Genomic DNA, 24606 nt, shown 5'->3' on the forward strand with positions numbered 1-24606 from the left:
TGAAGTTCCGCGGCCACCGTTGGCGGCCCATCGCCGAGATGGGTGCGGCCATGTACCTGCCCTTCCTGGCGCTGTTCGTACCGCTGGCACTCAAGGTCATCGACGCCGGCGCCCTGATGCTGTGGGGCCACCTGCTCATGCTCCCGGCGATGGCCGTAGCCATGTTGCTGCGTCCGCGCGAGTACGCCCACTGCTGATCACCGGCTTCCCGGCCTCGGCGCCCTGCTCGGCGGCCGCCACCTCGCACCCAGCGCCGTACAACAGCCGACTCCTCCACGCAGCAAAGAGAAAAAGGCCGTCCGTTGGCCGGCATGGGAAAGCCCCCTGACGGGGGCTTCCTGCACGGTCGGGACCGGGCCCCTGACGCAGAGCTTCGGCGTAGTCGCGAGACGTCCGTTTCAAGAACGGCCCTCCCGACATCGCTGCCGATCGAGACAGGCATTAAGCCATACCGCCGTCGAAGTCCCCACGGGCCTGCGATGCGCGCCCACCGCCCGCTGACGGCATAAGCTCGGTGAATGGCGAAGTACTTCGACGTGCACCCCGAGAACCCGCAGCCGCGCAGCATCGCCCAGATCGCCGACGCGGTGCGCTCGGAAGCACTCATCGCATACCCGACCGACTCCTGTTACGCGCTGGGCTGCCGGCTGGGCAGCCGGGACGGCATGGACCGGATCCGTTCCATCCGCCAACTGGACGACCGGCACCACTTCACCCTGATGTGCCGGGACTTCGCGCAGCTCGGCCAGTTCGTGCTGGTGGACAAGGACGTGTTCCGGGCCGTGAAGGCGTCGACGCCGGGCAGCTACACCTTCATCCTGCCGGCCACCCGCGAGGTGCCGCGCAAGCTGCTGCACCCGAAGAAGAAGACCGTGGGCGTGCGCATCCCCGACCATGTGGTCACCCAGTCGCTGCTGGCGGAGCTGGGCGAGCCGCTGCTGTCCAGCACGCTGCTGCTGCCGGACGAGGAGGAGCCGCTGACGCAGGGCTGGGAGATCAAGGACCGGCTCGACCACGTGGTGGACGCGGTGGTCGACTCCGGCGACTGCGGCACCGAGCCGACGACGGTCGTGGACTTCTCCAGCGGTGAGGCGGAGATCGTGCGGCGGGGCGCCGGGGACACCAGCCGTTTCGAGTGAGCGCGGGGTACTCCCGGTGCGGGGCTGCGGATCTTGCATGACAGCATGGGCCACAGCCGTGGCGTCGGGGGCCATCGCCGCCCGACGCCCATGTCCCCAGGGAGGCCTGCCCACCATGACCGATGTCCAGGCAATCGATGTCGACATCACGACCGAGGACGGCGTCGCCGACGCCTACCTCGCCCATCCCGCCGACGGCCGCCCCCGCCCGGGCGTGCTGTTCTACCAGGACGCCTACGGCCTGCGGCCACACCTGAGGTCGATGGCCGACCGGCTGGCCGCCGCCGGCTACACCGTGCTGGTGCCGAACGTCTTCTACCGCCTCGGCCGCACCCCGGTCGTCGAACTGCCCGAGTTCATCGACCCGGACGCCGATCCGACGATCTGGGAGCGGCTCGGCCCGGTCGTCGCCTCGCTGACCCCGGACCTGGTCAAGCGGGACGCGGGCGCCTATCTGCGATGGCTGGCCGACAGCCCGCTGGTCACCGACGGGCCGGTCGCGGTGACCGGTTACTGCATGGGTGCCCGTCTGACCCTGTGGACGACGGCCGCGCACCCGGACCGGATCGCGGCGGCGGCCGGCTTCCACGGCGGCGGCCTCGCCACCGACCAGCCGACCAGCCCGCACCTGGGCGCCCCGGACATCACCGCGGAGCTGTACTTCGGACACGCCGACAACGACCCGTCGCTGCCCCCGGAGCAGATCGAGCGCTTCGAGAAGGCCCTGACCGATGCCGGGGTCCGGCACACCTGCGAGGTCTATCCGGGCGCCTCACACGGCTACACGCAGGCGGACACCCCGGCGTACGACCGCAAGGCCGACGAGCGGCACTGGGCGGCCCTGCTCGACCTGCTCGACCGCACCTTCTGACACCGGCCCACGGCGCCTACCGCACGGCGGGCGCCGCAAGCCGGTCCGCTCCTTGCATTGACATGCACGCGTCTCGGTACGAGTCTGAGAGCGCTCTCAAACAGGTACGGACCAATACCCGTACGACCCCGACCCCACACGGAGGCAAGAGAGTGCCGCATCAACTCACCCGGTCCGCACTGCCCCTGGCCGCCGCCGCGGCCCTGGTCGGCGGAGTCCTCGTCCTCGGCGCCCCGGACCACGCCGGTGCCGCCGTACCGGACACCATCCCGCTGAAGATCACCAACAACTCGGGCCGCTCCGAACCGGTCTACGTCTACGACCTCGGCACCCAACTGTCCTCCGGGCAGCAGGGCTGGGCCGACGCGAACGGGGGCTTCCACGCCTGGCCGGCGGGCGGCAACCCGCCGACGCCCGCCCCGGACGCGGCGATCGCCGGCCCGGCCCCCGGACAGTCCAAGACCATCCGGATACCGAAGTTCTCCGGCCGGATCTACTTCTCCTACGGCCAGAAGCTCGACTTCCGGCTGACCACCGGCGGCCTGGTACAGCCCGCCGTGCAGAACCCCTCCGACCCCAACCGGAACATCCTGTTCAACTGGTCCGAGTACACCCTCAACGACTCGGGGCTGTGGCTGAACAGCACCCAGGTGGACATGTTCTCGGCGCCGTACGCGGTCGGCGTGCAGCGCTCCGACGGCGGCGTCAGCAGCACCGGGCACCTGAAGTCCGGTGGTTACAACGGCTTCTTCAACGCGCTGCGCAGCCGGTCGGACGGCTGGGCCGGACTGATCCAGACCCGCTCCGACGGCACGGTGCTGCGCGCCCTGTCCCCGCTGTACGGCGTGGAGACCGGCGCCCTGCCGGCGAGCGTCATGGACGACTACGTCAACCGGGTCTGGCAGAAGTACACGACGTCGACGCTGACCGTCACGCCGTTCGCCGACCAGCCGAACACCAAGTACTACGGCCGGGTCTCGGGCAACGTCATGAACTTCACCAACGCCTCGGGCGCGGTCGTCACCAGCTTCCAGAAGCCGGACGCGGACAGTGTCTTCGGCTGCCACAAACTGCTCGACGCGCCCAACGACACGGTGCGGGGCCCCATCTCCCGTACCCTGTGCGCCGGTTTCAACCGCTCGACTCTACTGGTCAACCCGAACCAGCCGGACACCTCGGCGGCCGCCTTCTACCAGGACGCGGTGACGAACCAGTACGCGCGTGCGGTCCATGCGCAGATGGCCGACGGCAAGGCCTACGCGTTCGCCTTCGACGACGTCGGCAACCAGGAGTCCCTGGTCCACGACGGCAATCCGCAGCAGGCGTATCTGACGCTGGATCCGCTGAGCTGACATGCCACGGCCCCGCACCACTCGGGTGCGGGGCCGCTCGGAACGGGGTGACTCAGCCGGTCGTCAGGGCGGTGTCGTCCACGACGAAGCTGGTCTGCAGCGAGGAGTCCTCCACGCCGTTGAACTTCAGGGTGACCGTCTGGCCCGCCAGCGAGGACAGGTCGAAGGTCTTCTGGCTGTACCCGGAGGCCTTGTTGAGGTTCGAGTAGGTCGCGAGGGTCTTCGAACCCGCGGTCACCGTCAGCTTGTCGTACTGGGTGCTGGTGGTGGTCTCCGCCGTGTCGATGTGCAGGTAGAAGGTCAGCGTCGCCTTGCAGCCCGCGGGGATCGTCACCGACTGGGACAGGGTGTCGGTGTGCGTGGTGCCGTAGCCGTCGAGCCAGGCCTTGTACGAGCCGCTGTGGGCCGCCTCACCGGTGTCGTTGGTGATGACGCCGCTGGTGGCGGTCCAGCCGGAGCTGCCGGACTCGAAACCGGGGTTGCTCAGCAGCTGGGTCGAGGTGCAGCCGCCGCCGCTGGTGCTGACCGTCCAGGTGAAGGTCGCGGTGCCGGTGGCGCCGGTGGAGTCGGTCACCGTCACCGTGGTGTTGTACGTGCCCGCCGTGGTGGGCGTGCCGGTGATCAGGCCGGTGGAGCTGTTGATCGACAGGCCCGCGGGCAGGCCCGAGGCGCTGTAGGTCAGGGCTCCGCTGTTGGTGCTGCTCGCCTGCACCTGGAGGCTGACGGCGGTACCGACGGTGGAGGACTGGCTGCCCGGGTTGGTGACCGTCACCCCGTTGCCCGGCGGGGTGACATGGCTGCCGACGTTGATGCCGGCGAAGGCGTTGGCGACTCCGGCGTACTGGGTGGAGTTGGCGCCGTACAGCGCGGTGGCCGCGTTCAGGGCGGCGGTGCGGGCGCCCGCGTAGTTGGTGCTCGACGTCATGTACGTCGTCAGCGCCTTGTACCAGATCTGCAGCGCGGCGGCCCGGCCGATGCCGGTGACGGCGACGCCGTCGGACGTCGGGCTGTTGTAGGTCACACCGTTGATGACCTTGGTGCCGCTGCCCTCGGACAGCAGGTAGAACATGTGGTTCGCCGGGCCGGAGGAGTAGTGCACGTCGAGGTTGCCGACGCCGGAGTACCAGCTGTCCGCCGAGCCGCCGTCCTTGCTCGGTTTGTCCATGTAGCGCAGCGGGGTGCCGTCGCCGTTGATGTTGATCTTCTCGCCGATGAGGTAGTCACCGACGTCGGAGCTGTTGTTGGCGTAGAACTCCACGCCGGTTCCGAAGATATCGCTGGTGGCCTCGTTCAGGCCGCCGGACTCCCCGCTGTAGTCCAGGCCCGCGGTGTTGGAGGTGACGCCGTGGCTCATCTCGTGGCCGGCCACGTCCAGCGAGGTCAGCGGGTCGTTGTTGGCGGAGCCGTCGCCGTAGGTCATGCAGAAGCAGCTGTCGTCCCAGAAGGCGTTGACGTAGTTGCTGCTGTAGTGGACGCGGCTGTAGGCGGCGACGCCGTCGTTGCGGATGCCGCTGCGGCCGAAGGTGTTCTTGTAGAAGTCCCAGGTCTCCTGCGCGCCGTAGTGCGCGTCGGCGCCCGCGGTGGCGGCGTTGGAATTGGTGCCGTCGCCCCAGGTGTCGCTGCTCTGCGAGAACAGCGTGCCGGTGCCCGAGGTGCCGTGGTTCAGGTTGTACGTCTTGTGACCGCCGCGCGTCTGGTCGTTCAGGGTGTACGTCGAACCCGACTGGGTCGTGGTCAGCGTGACCTGCCCGCTGTACCGGGTGTTGCCGACGCCGGTCTCGACCGCCTGGTACCGGTGCAGTTCCTTGCCGGTGGTGGCGTCGGTGATGACGTGCAGCTTGCTGGGCGTGCCGTCGTCCTGGAAGCCGCCGATCACCGTCTCCCAGGCGAGCCTCGGGGTGCCGGTTCCGGCCCAGATCACCTTGCGGGCGCTGTCCGTGGTGGGCTTCTTGGCGAGGGACTTGGCGGCCTTCAGCGCCTTGGACTCGGCGGCCGACTTGGTGAGGGTCGCGGTGGTGGAGGCGACCTTGATCCTGTGCTTGTTGTTGTAGGTGGTGCTCACGGTGCCCGCGGCCAGGGAGGCAGGCGGGGTGTGCACGACGAGGTCGCCACCGAGGACGGGCAGGCCGGCGTAGGTGCGCTCGTACCGGGTGTGCAGGGTGCCGTCGTTGTCCTTGACGACGTCCTTGACGACCAGCTTCTCCTTCGCGCCGAGTCCCAGGGTGCGGGCGGTCGCGGCGGTCTGCTGCTGGGCGCTCTTGATCAGTGCCTGGTGCTGGGCCGGGCTGAGCTTGGCCTCCAGGCCGCCGGTGCGCAGCGGGCTGGGGTGGGGAGCGGCAGGCTTGGCGAGGGCCGGGGTGGCCTGCATGCCGAGGGTGAGCAACGCCGCGGTGGAGACCAGGGCGGCTCCGACCGTGGCACGCTTGTGGGGAAGGCGTCTGTGGGGTCTCACTCGTACTCCTCCTGCTGCGGCCGCCGGGTCGCGACCGGTGACAGACGGGCAGACGGGTCTGCTGCCCGGGCGAGCTGAGCTGTGCGGGACCGTGATCCTTGAACACACCGGGGATGTGCAGTGCGTGGAGGAAGGATTCCAGCCTTGTCCCGCGCATGTCAGTCATAGGGAGGTCATTCGAGGGTTTTCCCTATGCCGGTGGGCGCGGGGTGAGCCGACCGCGGCTGGTCGAGCGGGGTCGTACGGCGGTCCGCCTACGTGGCGTCGGGTGAGCGGAGAGGTCCGGGATCGGGCGGCGCCGCTGCCAAGTGGCGCCGCAGGAAACGCGCCTGGTGCCGCAGCAGGTCGTGCGTGACGTCAGTGCCGACCGGCTGGTGCCCCGTGCCGGGCAGGAGCAGGACCTCGTGCGGCCGGCCCGCGGCGAGCAGCGCGTCCGACAGGCGGAGGGTGTGGGTGGGCGGGACCTTGCGATCCGCGAGGCCGTGCACGAGCAGCAGGGGACGGGTGAGCCGGGGCGCCTCGCGGAGCAGGGAGTTGGCCTCGTACCGCTCGGGATAGGCCTCCGGATGACCGAGGAACCGCTCACGCCAGTGCGCGTCGTAGAGCCGCTGGTCGCTCACGCCGGCGCCGGCCACGGCGGCGCGGAAGACGTCCGGGCGGCGCAGCACGGCGAGCACGGCGAGCGAGCCGCCGAAGGACCAGCCGCGGATGCCGACCCTGCGCAGGTCGAGCACGGGGTGCGCGCGGGCTGCCGCCGGCAGCGCGCTCACCTGGTCGTCGAGCGCGGGCCCGAACAGATCGCCGTACACCTCGCGCTCCCAGTCCGGCCCGCGCCCCGGGGTGCCCCGGCCGTCGGTCACGAGCACCGCGAAGCCCTGCTCGGCGAACCACTGCGACACCAGCGTCTTCCAGTCGTGGGCCGCGGTGACCCGCTGCCCGCCCGCGCCGCCGTAGGGGTCGAGCAGCACCGGAAGCGGGCCGTCCTGGGCCGGCCGGTGCCAGGACGGCAGGTACAGGGCGGCCCGCAACTCCCGCGGGCCGAGCCGCAGCATGGTCCTGCGCACGCCGAGGACGGGCGACTCCGCGTACGACGGGACGGACACGGCCCGCCGCCCGGCGCGCAGCACCTCCGCGGCCGGGGTCGGGCCCGTGGTGCCAGTGCCGGTCCGGACGAGGGTGCCGCCGCGCAGCACTCCCCCGTGCAGCCCCGGGCCGGTGCTGCGCCGGCGCGGTTCGGTCCCCGGCCGCCAGGACCACAGATCGACCTCGGTGGGCTCGTCGGACGCCGTGAACAGCACCTCGTCCCCGTCGACGGCGAGGACGGCGCGCAGCTGACGGCCCGGCGGCGTGACCCGTTCGCCGTCGGCCGTGAGGTGCCGGGTGCCCCGCAGGTCCGCGTGGGCGAGGACGGCACCGGAGGCGGTGCGGGCCGGCAGCCCCGGCACCAATTCCACCCAGTGGGCGTCCCGTTGCTCCTGCAGGACCGTGGTGCGGCCGTCCGCCGGGTCGATGCCGAGCAGCCGGACGGTGCGCTGGTCACGGGACTGCACGACGGCGAAGGGACCGTGCGCGTCCCAGCCGGCGCCGACGACGTACTCGAAGGCGTCGCGGTCCCAGCGGACCGGCGTGAGCGGGCCGTTGGGCTCGACCGGGGCCAGCCAGAGGGTGACGTCGGGGCTCGGCGTGCCGGCGAAGGCGTGGTGATGGACCGTCGGCGGGCTGTCCGGCGTGGCCGGGTCGGTGCTGAACCAGCGCCGCACGCGCCGGAGATCGGTCCGGGCGCACAGCAGGGCGGTGCCGTCGGGCGCCCACCAGTGCCCGCGCGGACCGTCGGCGAGCGTGGCGGCGGTGTGCGCCGCGACCCCGAACTCCACTTCCGCCGCGTCAGGTTGGGCGATCGCACGGTCCCCCCTCCCGTCCGCTCCGATGACGCGGAGCGCACCGCGGCAGAGGTAAGCGATACGACGACCGGTGGGATCGGGGCGCGGATCGGCGGCGGGGCGAGCGGCCGGCAGCCGCCGGGGTTCGCCGCCGCCGATCGGCACGGTCCACAGCCCGCCGCCCAGCGGGAAGACGACGGTCCCGGTGGCCTCGTCGGTGGCATACCCCTCGATCCCGCGCGGTCTGCGCCCGGCACCGAGCAGGCGCACCGGATCGGCCAGCAACCGCTCCACACCCGAGTCGAGTTCGAGCCGCCACAGACAGGCGGCGGGGTCGTCCCCCGTACGACCCCGCAGATACAGCACGGTCCCGCCGTCCGCGGTCACGGTGAACCGGCCGGGGACACCACGGGTGAAGCGGGCCGTGCGGACGAGTTGGGCGGGGAGGAGATCGGGGCGCACGTTCCGGTGTCTTCCCCTAGACCCGTTCTCGTACACATATTCGATTTTCGGCTTGGCTCGAACTGCGGTCCCGAGACAGCGTCCTGCCGGCTGCGGACCACTCCGGACGAGTGAGAGGGACGTCGTGCGGGTTCAGGTACGTGGGCAGCGTGCTCGCCGGTGGCTCACCTTCGGGGTGACGCGTTCGGGGCCCGAGGACGTTCCGGGACTCCACGGGCAGCAATCCACCGTCGTATCGGGCTTCTCGCCGCCGGGATCGGGACGGCCGTCGCGCTGGCGACCCGGGGGCGTTCCCGGGCCGTGCGGTCAATGCCAGGTCCGTGATCCCGAACGGTTCTCCCCCGTTCGTGAGCGTGGCACCATGGACGCCATGACGACCAACCGAAAGGCCTGTGCCGCGTAGACGGCCGGGACAGCTCCGGGGCCGCCTTCGCGACCACCGGGCACGAAACGCGAGAACGGACATCGACGGCCTGCCGTCCCGTGCGCTGTTCGAGATCCGCCGCCTCGAACACACCCGCAACTACCTCCAGCCAGGAGACGTCGGCGCGGCCCTGCGCCTGTAGCGGGACTACGTGCACCGCCCCGAGCGTGAACTGTGGCGGGACTACGAGTGGGGCAACCCGTACTGGTACTGCTGCGAACCCCGACCCCCTCGAAGCCCGCGCTCTCCTCGACACCGTGATGCGGGCGATGTCACCCCGAAGCGCACGCGAACTCCGGCGGATCGTCGGCCGGTTCGACGCTGTCTGGAACCGGACGCCGCCGTACGACCCGGGCTGAGACCGAAGGAGACTCCGGGGCACGGCTCCGCGCGCGGAGCCGTGCCAGAATCGTGATCATGGCGATCCATCGCTCTTCGGCTCAACGCCGCGCGGAGCTGCGAGGAGCGACGGACCGTCAGGTCACGCGTCAGGGTTCGCCGAAGGCCTACAGACGTACGGTCATCGCGACGCTCACCTCGTCACCCGCCGCGAGCCCCTCCGGCCGGCGCACGGCGCTCTTGAGCGGCAGCAGATACCCGCCGTCCTTGGGGAAGAGGGACGTGGTGAAGTCCGTGCCGCCGATCCTGGCCTCGACCGGGATCACGCCCCAGCCGTAACTGGCCAGCGCGGCCACGTCACGGATGTCGGCGCACTCCGCGTCCGGCACGGCGACGAAGTAGTAAGGCGCCGGACCCCGCCACTCCACGACCCGTCCGGCGAAGGCGAGTTCCATGGCCTGCCTCCTTCCGCAGCGGCTCCCCAGCGTACCCGCGCACCCGAGACGCCCCGGCCTTTCGGGAGCCGGTGGTGAACGACCAGTGTGACGCTCATGTACGCCGGGTCCCGCCAACCGCCGCCGGACGGGTCGTTGTTACCGTGCACCGCGTGTCTGACTCCTCACGCGATACCGCACAGGGTGCCGGCTGGGGCTCGGCCGAGCCCGGTACCTACAAGCAGCTGATGCCGGACCACGTCGAGAAGCTGTCCTGGCTGAGTCCACGGACTTTGTGGGCCGCCCGCAACGGCGTGCTGGCGTCCTGGTTCGGCGACCCGACCGGCCGTACCCGCAGCCGCTGGGTGGCCCGCCGGGCAGCGGCCGGGGCGCCCGCGGACAAGGTGATCGCGCGGGAGACCGCGGACCGGTTCTCGTTCATGGTCATCGGGGACACCGGCGAGGGGGACGACTCGCAATACGCCGTCGTGCCGGGATTCCTGACGGCAAGTCAGGGCACGGACTTCGCGGTGATCGCGAGCGATGTGATCTATCCGGTCGGCGGAGCGGACGACTACGGCAGCAAGTTCTTCCGGCCCTATCAGGACTACCCGGCGCCGATTTACGCGATACCGGGCAACCACGACTGGTACGAGGACCTGGGCGCGTTCATGCGCGTCTTCTGCGCCGACACCCCACCGCTCGAACCCGAACCCCGGCCGCGCCCGTTCAGCCGCGGCTGGTGGCGGGACCTGCTGTGGCACCGGCCCCGGCCGGCCGACGAGCAACGGCTCGCCGCCGCACGGAGCCTGCGGGCGGCACCCGGCCGGCGGGCCGTGCAGCCGGGGCCGTACTGGGCGATCGACGCGGGTCCGCTGCGGATCGTCGGCATCGACACCGGTCTGCTCGGCACAATCGACGCCGAACAGGGTGCCTGGCTGCGCGAGGTGTCCCGGGAACCGCGGCCGAAGATCCTGATCACCGGTTCACCGCTGTACGTGGACGGCGAGCACCACCCGTGCGCGATCGAGGGCGGTGGGACGGTGGACGACATCGTCCGGGACCCGGAGCACCGCTATGTGGCCGCGATCGGCGGCGACATCCACAACTACCAGCGCTACCCCGTCGACGTGGACGGCCGGACCATCCAGTACGTGGTCGCGGGCGGCGGCGGGGCGTTCATGCACGCCACGCACACCATCCCGCGCATCTCGGTCGCGGGTGTCACCGAGCGGGACTTCCGCTGCTATCCGCTGCGCGGCGACTCCCTGGCCTTCTACAGCCGCCTGTACGGCCACCGGCTGCGGCTGCGCCGCTTCTTCACCCTGACCGAGGCCGAGGCGACGGCGGTGGTCGCCGAGCGCCTCGGCATCGAGCCGGGCCGAAGGCCCGGCCCCGACACCCGGATCACCCGGCGCACCCGGCTGGTCGCGAGCCTCCTCGGCACCGGTGGCCGCCCGGACCGTACGTCCCGGTTCCGGCTGCCCGTGCGCAAGGTCTACACCCAGCTGTTCTCGCCCGGCTCGGCCACCTACAGCCCGCCGTTCTTCAAGAGCTTCCTGCGGCTGGACGTCACTGCGGAGACGGTCCGGCTGCGCTGCTTCGCCGCGACCGGCAACCGGGCGCAGGAAGTCCATCCGCCGGTCGAGGACGAGATCGTCATCCCGCTGAACTGATCACACGGTTGTCACACTCGCCTGCAAGAATCGTCGGAGGGAAGCGACGTACGACCGCTGGAGGAGCCCGTGCCGCCCACCGCCCGCCCGCTGCGCAAGCTGGGCTTCCTCACCATCGGCCTGTTCGACCCGGCGCGTCCGGGCCAGGGCCACGAGTCCACGCTGGAGATCATCGAGCTGGGCGAGCGGCTCGGCTTCGACAGCGCCTGGCTGCGCCACCGCCATCTGCAGTACGGCATCTCCTCCCCGGTCGCCGTCCTCGCCGCCGCCTCCCAGCGCACCCGCCGTATCGAGCTGGGCACCGCGGTGACCCCGCTCGGCTGGGAGAACCCGCTGCGCCTCGCCGAGGACCTGGCGACGGTGGACGTCCTGTCCGGAGGCCGGCTGAACCCGGGTGTCAGTGTGGGGCCGCCGATGCACTTCGAGCAGGTCAAGGACGCCCTGTACCCGGACACGGCCGACGCCGAGGACTTCGGCTACGAGCGGGTGCGGAGGCTGCTGGACCTGGTGCGGGGCAAGCCCGCCAGCGACTTCAGCGGGGTCGAGGGGTTCGAGGTCTTCTCCGACGTGGTCCAGCCGCACTCCCCCGGACTCGGCCGGCGGATGTGGTACGGCGGCGGCAGCCTCCGCTCGGCGCGCTGGGCGGGCGAGCACGGCATGAACTTGCTGACGAGCAGCGTGGTCAGGGCGGAGGACCCGGAGGGGCCCTGGGACTTCGCCGAGATCCAGCTGGCCCTGGTCCGGGAGTTCCGCGCCCATCACCCCGACGGCGAGGCGGCCCGCGTCTCGCACGGCCTCGTGGTGATCCCCACGGACTCCGCGAGCCCGGAGCAGCGCGCCAAGTACGAGGCGTACGCGGCACAGCGCCTGCCGCGCACGGCCTCCCCGCAGGGGCCGGGCCGACTGCTGTTCGCCCCGGACCTGGTCGGCACCTCCGAGGAGATCGCCGAACGGCTGCGCGCGCACGCCGCGTTCCGCGAGGTGGACGAGGTGGCGTTCGCGCTGCCGTTCACCTTCGAGCACGAGGACTACGTACAGATCCTGACGGACATGGCGACGAAGCTGGGGCCGGCGCTGGGGTGGCGGCCTGCGGGCTGACCGCCAAGTTCGATGAACGAGCAGACAGTGAGGCCGGCGCGAGATGCGGGCGAGCCTCGTCGCGTTCGTCGCCATCGTCGCGGTCGTGGTCTCACTCATCATCGGCATGCCCCTCCGGCTAACACGGATCGCGTGCGTGGCATTCGCTCCCCTCCGTGCGGACACGCGGCCCGCAGGAGGGTATGAACCCGCCCTGCCGGGCCCTTGCGCAGCGTGCACCCTGATCCGCTGTGTGGACAGGCGACCGTGGGCGAGGTGGCCCACAATGAGCAAGGTGACGACGATGCGCGCGATCAGCCAGGACGTTCTCGGTGGTCCCGATGTCCTCAAGCAGGTCGAGTTGGAGCGGCCGGCCCCGCGCTCGAACGAGGTGCTGGTCCGGGTGCGTGCCGCGGGGGTGAACCCGACCGACTGGAAGCACCGGGCCAACGGCGGCGAGCTGGGCAGTCCGCCGTTCGTCCTCGGCTGGGACGTCTCCGGCGTCGTCGAGGAGACCGGCATCGGCGTCGCCCTGTTCACGCGCGGCGACGAGGTCTTCGCCCTGCTGCCGTACCCCTTCGGGCACGGCTCGCACGCCGAGTACGTCACCGGCCCCGCCCGCGCCTTCACGCTGAAGCCCTCCGGGATCGACCACATCCAGGCGGGCGCGCTGCCGACGGTGTCGTTGACCGCGTGGCAGGCGCTGGTGGAGCTGGCCGGACTGCGGGCGGGGCAGCGGGTGCTGATCCACGCGGCGGCCGGCGGGGTCGGCCACGCCGCCGTGCAGATCGCGAAGGCGCGGGGCGCGTACGTGATCGGCACCGCGAGCGCCGGCAAGCACGACTTCCTGCACCAGCTCGGCGTCGACGAGGCCGTCGACTACCGGACGACCGACTTCGCGGAGGCCATGCGGGACGTCGATGTGGTGCTCGACACCATCGGTGGCGACACCTCCGTCCGCTCCCTGCGCGTGCTGCGCCCGGGCGGAATGGTGGTCTCCGTGCTGCCGGTCGGGCCGGACGAGTTCTACGCGGACGCCGAACGGCTCGGCGTCCGCGCCGTCAGGATGCTCGTCGACGCCGATCACTACGGAATGAAGGCCGTCGCGGACCTCGCCGAAGCGGGCACACTGCGCGCCACGATCGCCGGGACCTTTCCGCTGGCGGAGGCCGCAAGGGCACACGCCCTGGGCGAGACGGGCCACACCTCGGGCAAGCTGGTCCTCGTGGTCGACTGATCCGCCAGGCGCACGAGGGGGCTCGGCTCCGCCAGGCCCTGACCCGGACGCGATCGGCCCGGCCGACCGGCACCCGGACCTGGTAAAGCCCGAGTGCTCCCTGCCGCCGGCGAAACCGGCGGAGCCCTTGCCGTGCCTGAGGTGTCGCGACCGCGGTGATCTCCCGGCCTCCGCGACGCAGCACGGGGAGCCCAAGCCGCTGCCCTGCCCGCAGTGCAACTCGTCGGACGTCCTGCAGCGACCGCCAAGCCGCACGCCTGTACGGCACGTTTCGCTGCGGCCGGCCGGGTACCACGACGTGACGCTGATGCCCGTGGGCGGTGGTGCCGTCAAGGTGCCGGGCGGCCGGCACTACTCCGCAGCGACGGCCAGTTCCTCGGAGGGGGCCACGGCCACCAGGGGCCCGGCTGCGCGCCTGCGGACGGCGGCTCCGACGACGGCCAGCAGCGCCAGCACGATCACCACGGCGCCGTACCACATCGTCGTGGCGCGCAGACCGAGGGACGGTACGGCCAGCCCGGCCACCACGGCGGGAACGCTGAAGGCGAGATAGCTGACGACGTAGACGGAGGCGAACAGCTTCGCCCGCTCCGTGGGGCCGGCCAGTGCCGCCAGCGAGCCGAAGGAACCCAGGAAGGAGGTGCCCCAGCCGACGCCGGCGAGGGCGGTTCCGAGGAAGAACAGCGGCGTCGAGGGTCCGACGAGGGCAAGCAGGGTCAGAGCGGTCCCTACGGCGAGGGCCACGCAGCCGACGGCCATCACCCGCTGCGGCGCCAGGTTGCGCGCCAGCAGTGAGGCGACGGTTCCGGCGCTGTAGAGCGTGGTCACCACCAGGGCACCGACCAGATGGCTGCCGATGTGCAGGATCCCTACGGCCAGCGAGGGGCCGAGCGAGAGGTAGAGCCCACTGATCGCCCAGGTGGCGACGAGGCAGGGCATGGTCGCCAGGAAGGTCCGGCGCACCTGGGGCGGCACGGCGATCCGCGGCCGCAGCGAGGCCCAGGCGCCCGGACGGGGTGTGACCGGCTCGGGCAGGAAGTACACAGCCGCGGTCAGCAGCAGGAAGACGGCGATGAGCAGGACGAAGACCAGCGTCGTCGGGGCGGGGGCGTACTGCACCAGCAGTCCGGTGCCCAGCGCCCCGAGGGCCAGCCCGGCGGCCGGGCTGGCGCTGTTGAGCAGCGAGCCGAGGCGTGATGTGGGGGATGGCTGCAGGTCCATCAGTCCGGCGCTGATGGCTCCCGTCGCCGCACCCGTTGCCAGCCCCTGCAGGATGCGTGCGACCAGCAGCAGGCCGACACCGTTGGCGGTGAGGAACACGGCCATGGACGCGGCCTCGACGACCAGCGCGGCGGCGAGTGCGGGCCGCCTTCCGATGTGGTCGGAGAGTCCTCCGACGATCAGTAGCGCGACCAGCAGGGCCAGGGCGTAGACCGCGAAGATCGTGGTGAGCACGGTCGGCGAGAAGCCCCACCGGTGCTGGTACACCACGTAGAGCGGGGAAGGCGCGCTGGCGGCGACGAAGAGGGCGAACAGTGTGACGGCCTTGAGCCAGAAGCCGACCGGGCGTGAAAGGCGCCCCGGCTGGCGCCGGTGCTGGGTGTGCATGCGGGTGGTTCTCCCAGGTTGGTGGTGGGGCGATTCGCTTCGGCGAGGGTGCGGGCGGGCGCGGGGCGGCGGCGTCACCGGGCCCTGAGGACAGGACCGACCAAGTACAACGATCGCTTTACTTTGACCCTAGTGCTTCCACCCACAGAAGTAAAGCGATCGATATACTTGCGTCATGGAGACGGAGAGCACACCTGGGACGCGGCGCCGTGGCGGGCGGGGGGCGCGCGAGCGCATCCTGCAGGCGGCTGCGGCCCTCTTCTACGAAGAGGGCATTCACGCCACAGGCATCGCGCGCCTGGTCGAGACCGCCGAGGTCTCCACGCGCACCTTCTACCAGCACTTCCCCACCAAGACGGCGTTGGTGGAGGAGTACCTGCGCGACTACGAGGCCGGACTGGCGCGGCGCATCGAAGAGAATCTGACCCGCGAGGGACTCACCCCCAAAGACCAGTTGCTGGCGTTGTTCACCATGATCGCCGAGGCGACCTCGGGACCTTCGGGGCGCATGACCAACCGCGGCTGTCCGCTCCACAACGCCGCCGTCGAAGCCGCTGGACACATGCCCGCCGTGCAGGAACTGGTCCACCACCACAAGAGCGGCATCGCCCGGCAACTCACCGGCATCGCCGCGCGCGCAGGTGCCTCAGACCCGGAACAGCTGGGCCGTCAACTGACCGTCCTCCTCGAAGGCGCCACCGCTCTGTCGACCTCCCTCGACAGCCCCTGCCCCCGCCACGACGCCGTTGCGGCCGCCCGCGTACTGATAGAGCACGCCCTTCCCGAAACACAGATGGCCAACTGACGCTCAGTTGCGCCTCGTTCAGCCAGGAGGAGACTCACACGAAAACAGAGAGAAAGATGACGGCTTTCCGTGATCCTTCGATGCACGGCGCATGCGGAAATTTCGGAACTTCACAGCCGTCGAGCAGTCACCGGATGAACGCCCCCATTTCCTGAGCTGCCTCCAACAACAAGGGGGCCAGCTCGTCGACACGCGGAGGGGGAAGCCGGTCGTTGACCGCCGAGATGGTGATGGCCATATACGGCTCAGCGGTCTTCGAAGGGATCGGCGCAGCCATTCCGGAGACGCCTTGCAGCACGGTGTCCTTGTCGAAGAAGTAGCCACGCTCGTGCACTTGCCTGATCGCCTGACGTACGGCGGTGACGGTGTCCTGGATATCCGGGATCTCCACAGCCTTCATCGTGCGCCGCAGACGCTCGTTCGCCAGCAGCTGGGCCTCGACCGCTTCCGGTTCATGCCAAGACAGCAGGGCGATGCCGGCAAAAGTAACCCCCAAAGGCACCGTCTCGCCCACTTCCACGATCTCCGCCCTGATGGGGTAGGAGCCGTCGGCGCGCATCAGATAGTGCACACCGTCGAGCCGCCGCATGGCGACATACACCGCGTCTCCGGTCCGATCGGCCAGGCGGCGGGCCACCTTGTGGATACCGGCGAAGTCATTGATGGGTGAGGGGGCGCCCAACCCCAGCAAGTACAGGGCGGAGCCGAGGCCGTACCGCCGGGACGCGCGCCGTTCGACGAAGCCGGCTTCGGCCAGCTCCTGAAGGATCCGGTGCACCGTGGGCCGCGCGATGCCCGTCTCCTGGGCGAGATCCAGCAGCCGCGCGCCCTGCGCTCCGTGCAGCGCGATCGCGTTGAGAATGGCGGCCACTCGCGTGACCACCTGTGTCTTTCCCGACTCCATGAAGCCCTCCGCTGCAAACCATGCTGCTACGGCAGCGCAGCCAGAAGCAAATAAGTCCGTGCAATGGACTTTAGCATTGCCGGTGATGTGCACACTTGACAGGGACATTCTGCAGGAGTCTTATTGGGACTTCAGTGCACAGGGCAATTAATATTGAGCTCGAACTCGAAGAAGTGTGCGCTTCGATCTAGACCCGGAGTCCATTCAATGGACTTTCTGCCGGGCGTCACATTGCAAGGAGCCGTCATGAGCAGGACAGAGTTGGCCGACGGAGTCGTAGAAGGGACCGTCACTGTCGACGGGGTCGAGGTGCGCTACTTCGATTCCGTCGCAGACCGCTCCGCGGCCGGGGAGAGCAGCCGCATTCCGATCGTGCTCGTGCACGGAACCGGCGGGAGCACCAGGGCGCACTACGGCTACCTGTTTCCGCTGCTGGCCGGGCGGCAGCGGGTCGTGGCAGTCGATTTCGCCCAACCGGTCCCCCTACAGGGTTCGCTGACGTTGGAGCAGTTGGAGCGGCAGGTCGTCGCGGTCCTCGACGCGGTACTTCCCGGCCGCCCGGTCACGCTCGTGGGCTACTCGCTGGGGGCCGTCGTCGCAGCCGCGGTCGCCGCCCGCCGACCCGAGTCGGTGCGGAACCTGGTGCTCGTGGCCGGCTGGATGAAGACCGACGCACACCAGGAGCTCCGCAACAAGGTGTGGCAGCGACTGCGCACGGAGCGCTCCCAGGCCCTCGGCGACTACATGGCCTTCTGTGCCTTCTCGGGGCCGTACCTGGTGGCGGCCCAGGCTTTCGGGGGCTCCGCCCCCGCTCTCACGGCCTTCCGGCCCAGCGCCTTCACCGACGCGCAGATGGAACTGAACCGCACGATCGACATCTCCGACCTGGTGCCTTCCATCACAGCCACGACCCTGGTCATCGGCTGCACCCACGACCAGATGGTGCCGAAGTGGCACAGCAAGGCGCTGTTCGCCTCGATCCCGGATGCCCGCTACACCGAAATCCCATCGGGCCACGCCGTCGTCATCGAGCGTCCCGCCCAGCTCGTCCAGGTCATCGACCAGTTCGTCGACGCGCCATCGCGGCACGCCGGCGGCGACATCATCGCCACCTCCCGCCCGTAGCAGCCGATCGCAGAGAGAGCACCCACGTGAACCCCGGCACCGAACCGCAGCAACCCGACACCACCGACGTGGCCAAGAGCCCGACCGACCGGAAGGACGCCATGACCGCCTACGCCATAGCCCACCTGCAGGAGGCCACCCCGCACCTGGAGATCGCCGAGTACCTCGAGCGCGTCACCGCCACCTTCGAGCCGTACGGCGGCCGCTTCCTCGTCCACGCCACGCAGCACGAGGTGAAGGAGGGCAACTGGCCCGGCGACGTCGTGGTCATCGGCTTTCCCGGGGTCGCCGAGGCGCGGGCCTGGTGGGACTCGCCCGCGTACCAGGAGATCGCACCGTTGCGCTCGCGGCATGTCAAGAGCGACATCATCCTCGTCGCAGGCGTCCCCGAGGGCTACGACGCGACTGCCACCGCAAAGGCGATACGAGAAGCCCTGCCTTCCCGGGAGCCCTCGGGGTCCGGCCGCTCGCAGCAGGGCCCGGTCGCACGGCCGGGACATGCCACCGGCGACGTCATCGCCACCGCCCGTCCGTAGCAGCCCGATCGCACAGGGAGGATTCACATGAACCCCAGCACTGAACCGCAGCAGTCCGGCACCACCGACGTCGAGATCGTCATCATCGGCACCGGCTTCGGCGGCCTCGCAATGGGCGCTCAGCTCAAGCGTCACGGCCGGGAGTCCTTCGTGCTCCTGGAGCGTGCCGATGACGTCGCCGGCACCTGGCGCGACAACACCTACCCGGGAGCCGCCTGTGACGTGCCCTCGCACGTCTACTCCTTCTCGTTCCGCCCCAACCCCGAGTGGTCGCGTTTCTTCTCCCCGGGCCCGGAGATCCTGCAGTACCTGCGTGACACCGCACGCGAAGAAGGACTCCTGCCGCACATCCGGGTCGGCACCGACGTCGAGGACGCCCGCTGGGACGCCGCCGCCCAGCGGTGGACGGTCAGCACGTCCAAGGGCGTTTTCACCGGGCGCTTCCTGGTGACCGCGACCGGACACCTCAGCGACGAGGCTCTTCCCCCGATCAAGGGCCTGGACGGCTTCACCGGCGAAGTCTTCCACTCGGCCCGCTGGAACCACGAGGTCCCCTTGGAAGGCAAGCGGATAGGCGTCATCGGGTCAGGAGCCACGGCGGTGCAGGTCGTGCCCGAACTCGCCAAGACCGCCTCCGAGCTGGTGGTGTTCCAGCGCAGCGCCCAATACATCGTCCCGCGCCCGGACCGCGCATACACCGAGAGCGACAAGCGGCTCTTCCGCCGCGACCCGGACGCCATGGCCCACCACCGTGCGGAGATCTTCTGGTTCCTGGAGTCCAGGTACGCGGAGCGGCGTGCCGTTCCCGGCGTCCTCGACAAGGCGAGATCAGAGGCGCTGGAGCACCTGGGGCGGCAGATCGAGGACCCGGAGCTGCGCGCCAAGCTGACACCCGACTACGAGTTCGGCTGCAAGCGCGTCCTGATCTCCGACACCTACTATCCGGCGCTGACCCGGGACAACGTCACGCTGGAGGCGTCGGCCCTCGACCACGTCGAGGGCAGCAAGGTGGTCTCCACGGACCGTCGCGCGTACGAACTCGACGTACTGGTCTTCTGTACCGGCTTCGAGACCTCCGAGCCGCCCTACGCGCGCCTCGTCCACGACGCGGACGGCATCTCCCTGTCGGACCACTGGGCTCACGGCATGGAGGCATACGCGTCGACCACGGTCGCCGGCTTCCCCAACCTCTTCATCATCAACGGGCCCAACACCGGCCTCGGACACAACTCGATCGTCTACATCATCGAGGCACAGGTCGACTACATCCTGGGCGCTCTCGACTGGAGCCGAGCAGGCGGCAACCACGTCCTGGACGTGTCCGCCGAGGCCCAGGAGCGCTACGTGGACGAACTCCAGCAGCGCAGTGACGGTACGGTCTGGCTCGGAAGCGGCTGCAAGAGCTGGTACATCGATCCGCGAAGCGGCCGACTGACCCTGATCTGGCCGAACTTCGCACACGAATTCCGTTACCGCAACGGCACGTTCGACTCAGCCCCGTACACCCCGTCCCAGACCGCAACAGCACGATAGCCGCCCGCCCTGTTCCAGGCCGGGCCGCCCAGAGCTGCCGACGCGCCCGTCGACCGCTCACCAGCGGCCCGGCTCCGTGCCCACCACCGCCTCCGAAGGCTTGCCGTCCACCCCCACCGGTACGTCCCCCGCGAGCATCACCCGGTGCATGATCCGGGGAAAGCCCAGGTGGGCGTTGTCGCCGGGGGCGAGGTGGATGGTGGCCCGGTTGTCCCAGAAGGCGACGCTGCCCGGCTCCCAGCGGAAGCGGACGGTGTACTCAGGGCGGACCGCCTGCTCCACCAGCATCTCCAGGATCGCCGTGCTCTCCGGACGGGAGAGGCCGACGATCTCCTCCACGTAGTAGCCGTTGACGAACAGCACCCGCTCCCCCGTCTCCGGGTGCACCCGTACCAGGGGGTGCTCGGAGACGACCTGGTGGTCCAGGAGGTGACGGACGTAGGCGTCGTCTCCGGGCCGGGGCTGGTAGCCCACGCCGAGGCGGTGCTCGGCGCGCAGACCGTCCACGAATGCCCGGACCGGCGCCGACAGGCCGGCGTAGGCGGCGGCCAGGTTGGCCCAGGTGGTGTCGCCGCCGTAGGGCGGGACGGTCTCGGCGCGCAGGATGGTCGCGGCCGGCGGGTCGATGCGGGTCCCGTAATCGCAGTGCCAGCCCCGCAGCAGGGTGTGCCGGCGGCGGTGCAGCCACTCGTCGTGCCCCATGCCGTAGCGTCCGGCCAGTTCCAGCCGGTCGGCCGTCGTCTCGACCTCCGGGAAGTCCGGCGGCGAGTGCGGACCGCGGCGCGGCAGCACGACCGGCTCACCGAAGCGGCGGGCGAAGGCGACGTGCCCGGCGTGGTCCAGGTCCTGTCCGCGGAAGAACACCACCTTCCAGCGCAGCACGGTCTGCCGGATCAGCGCCACCACGGCGTCGTCGAGCGGCCCGGCGAGGTCGACGCCGGTGATCTCGGCCCCGATGTGCCCGGCGACCGGCTTCACCTCCACGCCTGGAACCCTCACCGCCACGCCCTCGACCCGCTCCGTCTGTTCCGCGGTGGCCCTGTGCGTCGTCATGCGCGCTCCGATGCTCGTCCGAACCGGCTCCGCATCGATCCTGGCAGCCCGGGCCTCACACGGCGAACTCCCGCACGACCGTGTGCCGGAACACCGCCGTGCCGCCCGCCGCGAACAGGGCCGGCCGGTCCTCGACCAGGAACATCCGGTAACTCAGGCAGGCCCGAGACGACTTGGGCTTCCGCACCGGTCCGGCCCCGGCGGGCACCGTGGGCAGCAGAGTCGCGGCGGTGTGCGAGACGCCGGCGCGCCGCGCGACGTCCCGCGAGGTGGGCCGTCCGCCGCCCCTGCCGTCCGCTGCCCTCTCCCCGCCCGTGCGGTTGATCACCGCTCACCCTATCCGTGAGGCTGGGAGGACGACACAGTCGAGGGAAGGTCCCATCTTGAAGGCTCCCCTCCCTGAAGGGAGGGGATGCCTCACCCTCCAGGGCTGAGCGGGGATTTACGGCTCAGGCCGCCGCCGGAGCCGGCGGCCCCGGTGGTCTTACGCCCTCGGCACCGTCCGGGTTCCAACCTGCCCGGACCAGCATCACGCGGGCGGAGTTCTTGTCCCTGGGGGACACGGCTGCGCACGCGGTGCAGGTATACGTTCTCATCGACAGAGGTAGTGCGTGCTTGGTTCTCGCTCCGCACCGCGCACAGTCCATCGTGGTGTGCGCCGGGTGCACGAGACGGACCTCCCGCCCGTGCTTGCGGCCCATCTCGACCAGGGCACGCTTCGTCGCGGCGATGGCGGCATCGGCCGCCTTGCGGGCCATGGTGGTCTTCGTGAGGAACTTCGCCCTGAAGTCCTCCACCGCAACCCCGTCGTGGCCGCGCATCACGGACTTGGCCCACTTGCGGCCGGTGTCCTCCCGCTGCCTCGCCACCTTCTTGTGCAGCTTCGCCGCCTGCGCCTGCGCCTTCCGGTAGCCGGCGGATGCGGGCTGTCCCTTCGGACGCCGACGCCGGGCCATCATCCGCTGATACCTCGCCAGCCGCTGCGCGGCCCGCTTGCCGTGCTCGGCATGCGGCAGATCGTAGGCGTCGTCCGTGGTGGTGGCGGTCTCCGTCACACCCCAGTCCACCCCGAGCACGCGCCCCGTCGGGGCGAGCGGTTCGCTCTGCGCGGCAACGACGAAGGACACGTACCAGTGGCCAAGGCTGTCCTGGTACACGCGCACACTCGACGGGTCGGCCGGAAGGTCCCGCGACCACACCACCCTCAGCACGATCTGGCCCGCAAGGTGCAGGCGGCCGTCCCTGAGGCGGAAACCGCGCTTGGTGTAGTTGAGGCTGGGCCGCGCCTGCCGCTTCTTCTTGAAGCGGGGCATCTGGGCCCGGCGCTGCTGCGGCAACCGGTCCCCGATGTCCTTCAGCGCTTTCGCCCTCGACCTGGCGAAGTCCCGAATCACCTGCTGCTGAGGCACGCTCGCGCCCTCAGCCAGCCAGGGCGTCACCCCGCGTGCCTCGGTCAGCATCTTGTCCAACTGCCCCGGACCGCAGGTCACCTTCTCGCCCGTCGCCCGGCTCTGCGCGTGGGCCTGCTGGGACTTCGCGACGCACTCATTCCAGATCCACCGGCAGCGCGCCCACTCCGCTTCGAGTGCGCGCCGCGCAGTAGCCGACAGGCGCACACGGAAGGTGTACCGGGCATGCCCGGCGTCCTTCGTGGTCGCCTCTGTCGTCATACATCCGAACCTACCCGAGAGCACTGACAGTTGAGAGTTCTTGATCATGGTGGGCGACGTCACCGCCGTGCGGGGCGGACGCCGGACCGCCCTGACAGCGATCCGGCTATCCCTGCCCTGCTCCGCAGGAGTCCGATTCCTCCCCGGCCTGAAGGCCGGGGCATCCTCGGAGGAACCCGGTGAACGGCATTCCGGCGCACACGCTCAACGACGGTACGACGATCCCGGCCATCGGCCTCGGCACCTGGCCACTGGACGACACGGCCGCCGAGCAGGCCGTACGCTCCGCGCTCGACCTGGGCTACCGGCTGGTGGACACCGCGACGAACTACCGTAACGAGACCGGTGTCGGGCGGGCCGTGGCGGGCAGCGGCGTGCCCCGTGAGGAGGTGGTCGTCACCACCAAGCTGCCCGGCCGCCACCACGGCTACGAGGAGACGCTCGCCTCCTTCGAGGAGTCCCGGCGGCGGCTCGGCCTGGAGTACGTGGACCTGTATCTGATCCACTGGCCGAATCCCCGGGTCGGCAAGTACGCCGAATCCTGGAAGGCGCTGATCAAGCTGCGCGAGGACGGGCTGGTCCGCTCGATCGGCGTCTCGAACTTCACTCCGGAGCACATCACGCGGCTGGAGAAGGAGACCGGGGTGCTGCCGTCGGTGAACCAGATCGAGCTGCACCCGCTGTTCCCGCAGGAGGAGCTGCGCGCGTTCCACGCGGACAAGGGCATCGTCACCGAGAGCTGGAGCCCGCTGGGCCGGGGCACCGCCCTGCTGGACGACCCCGCGGTCGCGCAGGTCGCGGCGGCGCACGGGGTGACCCCGGCGCAGGTGCTGCTGCGCTGGCACCTCCAGGTCGGCGCGCTGCCCATCCCGAAGTCGGCCGACCCGGGCCGGCAGCGCGCCAACCTGGACGTCTTCGCTTTCGAGCTGGACTCCGACCAGCTGGCGGCCATCGGACACCGCTCCCCGCGCAGGCTCGGCGGCGATCCCGACAGGCACGAGGAGTTCTGAACCGACCGGGCCCCTACTGCTCCTCGATCCGTTCCTGCGCGCCGTCCGGGCGGGCGCGGTGGCCGGGCGGCGCGGCGAGGCTGCCGAGGATGTCCAGTAGTTCGGCGCTGCGGCTGCCGGGCTCGGCGTGGAAGACGACCAGGGTGAGTCCGTCGGTGCCGTCCACGGACAGCTTCTCCGACTGCAGGTCGAGGTCGCCGACCTGCGGATGGGTCAGGTGGCTCACCCGGCCGCGGCGGGGCCGCACCTCGTGCCGGGCCCACAGGGTGCGGAAGCGTTCGCTGCGCAGGGACAGCTCGCCGACCAGGTCGCGCAGCCGCGGGTCGTCCGCGTCCGCCCCCGCCTCGGAGCGCAGTACGGCCACGCCCTCCTCGGTGAGGTCCTCCCAGTCCCGGCGCAGCTCGCGCTCTGCCGGGTCGAGGAAGACGGCCCGCAGGAGGTTGACGCCGCGCCGGTAGTTCGGGGTGAGCGCGGTGGCGAGGGCGTTGGCGGCGAGGCAGTCGGTGTAGCGGTTCTGGACGTAGGCGGGGTTGCGGGGCCAGCCGTCGATGAGCTGGAGCAGGCTCGCCGGGACCCGCTGGGTGCGGCGCCCGGAGCGTACGCCGGGGCTGGGCCGGTCCTGGGCGAGGCCGACGAGGTGGGAGGTGGCGTCGGCGTCGAGTCGCAGCACGCCGGCGATGGCCTGGAGGACCTGCACGGACGGGTTGCGGTCGCGGCCCTGCTCCAGCCGCAGGTAGTAGTCGGAGCTGATCCCGGCCAGCATCGCGACCTCCTCGCGGCGCAGCCCCGGCACCCGGCGCAGCCCTCCGCCGGGCAGCCCCACGTCCTCGGGCCGCACCAGCGCCCGCCGGGCGCGCAGGAACTCGCCGAGGGCGTTCGTTCGGTCCATGGCCCCACCGTACGGCGGCCCGGCCGGCGGTGACTGGCCCTGTCACTCCCAGGATCGACGGGGTACTGCATCGGCGGGCGCGGGGGGTGCAGGGTGGAGATCGAGGCCGCCGGCGGGACCGGTGGCCAGG

The 24606-nt window shown here is 70.6% G+C and carries 20 protein-coding genes and 2 pseudogenes; 13 read left to right on the forward strand and 9 right to left on the reverse strand.

Annotated features, from left to right (window positions below; translation table 11 throughout):
• The 4 genes from ACIBJF_RS35440 to ACIBJF_RS35455 all read left to right on the forward strand — a co-directional run.
• A partial coding sequence (locus ACIBJF_RS35440; protein WP_399180032.1) for a hypothetical protein occupies positions 1-197 on the forward strand: 197 nt, incomplete at its 5' end.
• 321 nt (positions 198-518) lie between these two features.
• A complete protein-coding gene (locus tag ACIBJF_RS35445) occupies positions 519-1139 on the forward strand; it encodes an L-threonylcarbamoyladenylate synthase (RefSeq protein WP_399180033.1) in 621 nt (206 codons plus the stop codon).
• Positions 1140-1254: 115 nt separating this feature from the next.
• Positions 1255-2010, forward strand: coding sequence for a dienelactone hydrolase family protein (locus ACIBJF_RS35450; RefSeq protein WP_399180035.1), 756 nt, complete (start codon positions 1255-1257; stop codon positions 2008-2010).
• 179 nt (positions 2011-2189) lie between these two features.
• Entirely contained in the window at positions 2190-3362 is a 1173-nt protein-coding gene (locus ACIBJF_RS35455) for a glycoside hydrolase family 64 protein (RefSeq protein WP_399180127.1), read from the forward strand.
• Between the two features lie 52 nt (positions 3363-3414).
• Here the strand turns inward: ACIBJF_RS35455 and ACIBJF_RS35460 are convergent, their stop codons facing one another.
• The gene (locus tag ACIBJF_RS35460; RefSeq protein WP_399180037.1) at positions 3415-5814 is read right to left on the reverse strand and encodes a M4 family metallopeptidase; all 2400 of its coding nucleotides are present in this window, start codon (positions 5812-5814) and stop codon (positions 3415-3417) included.
• Between the two features lie 254 nt (positions 5815-6068).
• The gene (locus ACIBJF_RS35465) at positions 6069-8156 is read right to left on the reverse strand and encodes a prolyl oligopeptidase family serine peptidase (RefSeq protein WP_399180038.1); all 2088 of its coding nucleotides are present in this window, start codon (positions 8154-8156) and stop codon (positions 6069-6071) included.
• A gap of 392 nt (positions 8157-8548) precedes the next feature.
• Between ACIBJF_RS35465 and ACIBJF_RS35470 the strand changes: the two genes are divergently transcribed.
• Positions 8549-8722, forward strand: coding sequence for a hypothetical protein (locus tag ACIBJF_RS35470; RefSeq protein WP_399180040.1), 174 nt, complete (start codon positions 8549-8551; stop codon positions 8720-8722).
• A 364-nt stretch (positions 8723-9086) separates the two neighbouring features.
• Here ACIBJF_RS35470 and ACIBJF_RS35475 read toward each other — a convergent pair whose 3' ends face one another.
• The gene (locus ACIBJF_RS35475) at positions 9087-9374 is read right to left on the reverse strand and encodes a DUF1905 domain-containing protein (protein ID WP_356306898.1); all 288 of its coding nucleotides are present in this window, start codon (positions 9372-9374) and stop codon (positions 9087-9089) included.
• A 152-nt stretch (positions 9375-9526) separates the two neighbouring features.
• Between ACIBJF_RS35475 and ACIBJF_RS35480 the strand changes: the two genes are divergently transcribed.
• From ACIBJF_RS35480 to ACIBJF_RS35490, 3 genes are all read left to right on the forward strand, one after another.
• Positions 9527-11029, forward strand: coding sequence for a metallophosphoesterase family protein (locus ACIBJF_RS35480; RefSeq protein WP_399180042.1), 1503 nt, complete (start codon positions 9527-9529; stop codon positions 11027-11029).
• A 69-nt stretch (positions 11030-11098) separates the two neighbouring features.
• On the forward strand, positions 11099-12127 hold the full coding sequence (locus tag ACIBJF_RS35485) for an LLM class flavin-dependent oxidoreductase (protein ID WP_399180044.1): 1029 nt from the start codon (positions 11099-11101) through the stop codon (positions 12125-12127).
• Between the two features lie 265 nt (positions 12128-12392).
• Entirely contained in the window at positions 12393-13343 is a 951-nt protein-coding gene (locus ACIBJF_RS35490; protein ID WP_399180046.1) for an NADP-dependent oxidoreductase, read from the forward strand.
• Positions 13344-13694: 351 nt separating this feature from the next.
• On the opposite strand, the gene ACIBJF_RS35495 is transcribed toward ACIBJF_RS35490, so the two are convergent.
• The gene (locus ACIBJF_RS35495; protein WP_399180048.1) at positions 13695-14951 is read right to left on the reverse strand and encodes an MFS transporter; all 1257 of its coding nucleotides are present in this window, start codon (positions 14949-14951) and stop codon (positions 13695-13697) included.
• A gap of 175 nt (positions 14952-15126) precedes the next feature.
• On the opposite strand from ACIBJF_RS35495, the gene ACIBJF_RS35500 reads away from it, so the two are divergent.
• Positions 15127-15756 (forward strand): TetR/AcrR family transcriptional regulator, encoded by a 630-nt coding sequence (locus ACIBJF_RS35500; RefSeq protein ID WP_399180050.1) that lies wholly within the window; start codon positions 15127-15129, stop codon positions 15754-15756.
• Between the two features lie 127 nt (positions 15757-15883).
• Here the strand turns inward: ACIBJF_RS35500 and ACIBJF_RS35505 are convergent, their stop codons facing one another.
• Positions 15884-16660: an IclR family transcriptional regulator gene (locus ACIBJF_RS35505; protein WP_399180052.1), complete on the reverse strand. Its 777-nt coding sequence runs from the start codon at positions 16658-16660 to the stop codon at positions 15884-15886.
• Positions 16661-16906: 246 nt separating this feature from the next.
• Here ACIBJF_RS35505 and ACIBJF_RS35510 point away from each other — a divergent pair, with 246 nt between their 5' ends.
• The 3 genes and pseudogenes from ACIBJF_RS35510 (at position 16907) to ACIBJF_RS35520 (ending at position 19854) form a co-directional block, all read left to right on the forward strand.
• Positions 16907-17785, forward strand: a complete 879-nt coding sequence (locus ACIBJF_RS35510; RefSeq protein ID WP_399180054.1) for an alpha/beta fold hydrolase — start codon at positions 16907-16909, stop codon at positions 17783-17785.
• Positions 17786-17886: 101 nt separating this feature from the next.
• Positions 17887-18225 (forward strand): annotated as a pseudogene (locus tag ACIBJF_RS35515) (DUF1330 domain-containing protein); the annotation flags it as partial.
• A 123-nt stretch (positions 18226-18348) separates the two neighbouring features.
• A complete protein-coding gene (locus tag ACIBJF_RS35520; RefSeq protein ID WP_399180056.1) occupies positions 18349-19854 on the forward strand; it encodes a flavin-containing monooxygenase in 1506 nt (501 codons plus the stop codon).
• A gap of 57 nt (positions 19855-19911) precedes the next feature.
• Here the strand turns inward: ACIBJF_RS35520 and ACIBJF_RS35525 are convergent, their stop codons facing one another.
• The 3 genes and pseudogenes from ACIBJF_RS35525 to ACIBJF_RS35535 all read right to left on the reverse strand — a co-directional run bounded on the left by ACIBJF_RS35525 (position 19912) and on the right by ACIBJF_RS35535 (position 22577).
• Positions 19912-20907 carry a TauD/TfdA dioxygenase family protein gene (locus ACIBJF_RS35525; RefSeq protein ID WP_399180058.1) on the reverse strand — a complete coding sequence of 332 codons (996 nt, stop codon included), beginning with the start codon at positions 20905-20907 and terminating at the stop codon, positions 19912-19914.
• Between the two features lie 214 nt (positions 20908-21121).
• Positions 21122-21235 (reverse strand): annotated as a pseudogene (locus tag ACIBJF_RS35530) (transcriptional regulator); the annotation flags it as partial.
• Positions 21236-21356: 121 nt separating this feature from the next.
• On the reverse strand, positions 21357-22577 hold the full coding sequence (locus ACIBJF_RS35535; protein WP_399180060.1) for an RNA-guided endonuclease InsQ/TnpB family protein: 1221 nt from the start codon (positions 22575-22577) through the stop codon (positions 21357-21359).
• Between the two features lie 179 nt (positions 22578-22756).
• On the opposite strand from ACIBJF_RS35535, the gene ACIBJF_RS35540 reads away from it, so the two are divergent.
• Positions 22757-23587 carry an aldo/keto reductase gene (locus ACIBJF_RS35540; RefSeq protein WP_399180061.1) on the forward strand — a complete coding sequence of 277 codons (831 nt, stop codon included), beginning with the start codon at positions 22757-22759 and terminating at the stop codon, positions 23585-23587.
• A 13-nt stretch (positions 23588-23600) separates the two neighbouring features.
• On the opposite strand, the gene ACIBJF_RS35545 is transcribed toward ACIBJF_RS35540, so the two are convergent.
• Complete coding sequence (locus ACIBJF_RS35545; protein WP_399180063.1) at positions 23601-24476, reverse strand: helix-turn-helix domain-containing protein; 876 nt, start codon at positions 24474-24476, stop codon at positions 23601-23603.
• Positions 24477-24606 lie beyond the last annotated feature (130 nt).

The sequence above is a fragment of the Streptomyces sp. NPDC050743 genome (genome assembly GCF_044456925.1).
In the GTDB taxonomy this organism is placed as follows: Bacteria; Actinomycetota; Actinomycetes; order Streptomycetales; family Streptomycetaceae; genus Streptomyces.